This is a genomic window from Candidatus Collinsella stercoripullorum (assembly GCF_027669965.1).
Lineage (GTDB): Bacteria > Actinomycetota > Coriobacteriia > Coriobacteriales > Coriobacteriaceae > Collinsella > Collinsella stercoripullorum.
Genome location: NZ_JAQECM010000091.1, coordinates 1 through 2,581 on the forward strand (window position 1 = coordinate 1; position 2,581 = coordinate 2,581).

A 2,581-nucleotide genomic window follows, 5' to 3' on the forward strand; every position below is an offset into this window, starting at 1 on the left:
TGAGTAATCGCGCCTGTTAGCACCCTCGGTATCGCGATTCGGCACCGCTCCATCCATCGCCCGATATTGCCGTTCGGCACCAGCCGTATTCCCGTTCGGCACCGCCTCCGCCTACGCTCGGCTCGCCATGCAACCGAGAGAGAAGGAGGCGAGACATGGCGAGGAAGATCAGGGCCAGGGAGGTCCTGCGACTGCTCGAGTCGGGCATGTCGCGAAACGCGATCGCGAGGTCGCAGGGAATGTCGAAGCACAGCGTCCAGGCGGTGTCCGAGGCCGCCGAGGCGGCGGGGATCGGCTGGGCGGAGGCCGAGGGGATGTCGGATGCGGAGGTCTACGCCGCGCTCTTCCCCGAGAAGGTCCGCGACCGGGACGTCTACCCGGACCCCGACTGGGAGCGCGTGCACCGCGAGCTCGCCCGGGTCGGGGTCACGCTCAAGCGGCTGCACGAGGAGTACCGCGACGAGCAGAGGTCGAAGGGCGAGCCCTTCATGTCCTACGACCGCTTCTGCAAGCGCTACCGCGAGTTCACGGTGAGGAAGCAGGTCGTGAGCCGCGTCGGGCACAGGGCCGGCAGGATTCTTGAGGTCGACTGGGCGGGGCCGACGATGTCGCTCGTCGACCCCGCCACGGGCGAGGTCTCCAAGGTCTTCCTGTTCGTGGCCTGCCTGCCCTTCAGCCGCCTGTCCTACGTCGAGCCTACGCTGGACATGAGAGAGGATACATGGCTTCGCTGCCACGTGCACGCGTTCGCCTACATGGGCGGCTCGACGCCCTGCATAGTGCCCGACAACCTCAGGACCGGCGTGAGGGCCCACCCGCGCGAGGGCGAGGTCGAGCTGAACGAGGCCTATCGCGAGATGGCCGCCCACTACGGCTCGGCGGTGATGCCGGCGCGCGTCGCGACGCCGCGCGACAAGCCGAGTGCCGAGAACGAGGTGTGGCAGGCCGCCCTGGAGATCATCGCCGCGCTGCGGGACGAGGTCTTCACCGATTTCAACCAGCTCAAGAGGGCTGTGGCGGAGAAGCTCGAGGAGCACAACTCGAGGCCCTTCTCCAAGCGCGAGGGCACGCGCCGGGAGGTCTTCGAGGAGCAGGAGAGGCCGCTCCTGAGGCCGCTGCCGGCGGTGCCCCACGAGGTCTGCGAGTGGGTCTACGGCAGGAAGGTGCAGCGCAACTGCCACGTCGCCTACAAGCGCAACTACTACTCGGTGAGCCACCTCGCCGTGGGCAGGACGGTGGACCTGAGGGTCACCGACGCCACCGTGGAGGTCTTCCTCGCCGGCGAGCGGCTGGCGACGCACCCGCTCTTCCCGTCGTTCGCGAGGAACCGCTACTCGACTCATGCCGGCGACCTTCCCGAGGGGAGATCGTACTCCGACTGGGACGCGGGCCGCATCCGGCGCTGGGCCGACCGCGTCGGGCCGTCCTGCAGGGAGGTGGTGGACCGCATCTTCCAGCGCGTCGACTACGAGGAGCAGGGCTTCAACGCGGCCCTCGCCGTGCTCAGGCTCGAGCACCGCTACACGAGGCCGAGGCTGGAGAGGGCGTGCGCGATGGCGCTCGCGAGCGGCCTGCCCTCGCCCCGGTACAGGCACCTCAAGCCCATCCTCGAGACCAACCAGGACCTGGTCCCCGGAACGCGCACGGACGACGGCGGGCCCGGCGAGGACGAGGCCGGCTACGTGCGCGGCGCCGACTTCTACGGGGAGGCGTAGCGCGATGGACCTCTCAGTGGAGACGAAGCGCAAGCTGCGCGACATGGGCGCCGCCGACCTGCTGGACGCCCTCGAGGCCCAGGACGAGGGCATGTGCATGGGCATGACCTGCGCCGAGCGGGTGCAGATGGCCGTCGACGAGGCCCACTCGGCCTTCGTCACGTCCAAGGTCCGAAACCTCACCAAGCGCGCCAACCTGAGGTACCCGGAGGCCGACGTCCGCTCCATAGACTTCTCGGAGGAGCGCGGCCTGGACCGGCTGCTGATCACCGAGCTTGCCGCCTGCGGCTTCGCCGAGCGCGGCCAGAGCGTGGTGCTGCAGGGGCCCACCGGCACGGGCAAGACCTACCTGGCCTGCGCGATCGCCAAGGCCGCCTGCCAGCGGAGGATGCGGGCCTGCTACATCAGGTGCCCCGACCTGGAGGAGCTCTGGCGCGAGGCGCGCGAGCGCCCCGGCGGCGAGCGCAAGATCACGAGGAAGTACGCGGCCTTCCAGGTCCTCGTGCTCGACGAGTGGCTGCTCGACCGCCCCGACGAGCTCTTCCGGGGCTTCCTGCTCGAGCTCATGGAGGCCCGCTACGGCACGGCGTCCACCGTCTTCTGCACCCAGTTCCGCCAGAAGGACTGGCACGCCAGGCTCGGCGGCGGGGTCCACGCCGACGCCATCATGGACCGCATCGTCCACGGCGCCGCATGGGTCGGCATGGGCGAGATGAACATGAGGAGGAAGCTGGGCGGAGACTCGGGCTAGAGCTCTCGTACGGGCGCCGGCCGCGGTGCCGACCCATGCCGCGGCCGGTGCCGATTCGCAATGCTGCCGGTGCTGAATCGCGATAATCTGTGGTGCTCAGCGGGGCAAATACTCA

General features: G+C 69.2%; 2 protein-coding genes. Both read left to right on the top strand.

Annotated elements, in window-relative coordinates:
* The first annotated feature begins 155 nt into the window (after positions 1-155).
* Complete coding sequence (gene istA, locus PHA29_RS10405; protein ID WP_270849567.1) at positions 156-1,715, top strand: IS21 family transposase; 1,560 nt, start codon at positions 156-158, stop codon at positions 1,713-1,715.
* Between the two features lie 4 nt (positions 1,716-1,719).
* On the top strand, positions 1,720-2,466 hold the full coding sequence (locus tag PHA29_RS10410; protein WP_270849569.1) for an ATP-binding protein: 747 nt from the start codon (positions 1,720-1,722) through the stop codon (positions 2,464-2,466).
* The last annotated feature ends 115 nt before the right edge of the window (positions 2,467-2,581 follow it).

Excerpts from the sequence above, each read along its gene's own strand:
- istA (WP_270849567.1), top strand. The coding sequence starts at position 156 with ATGGCGAGGAAGATCAGGGCCAGGGAGGTCCTGCGACTGCTCGAGTCG.
- PHA29_RS10410 (WP_270849569.1), top strand. The coding sequence starts at position 1,720 with ATGGACCTCTCAGTGGAGACGAAGCGCAAGCTGCGCGACATGGGCGCC.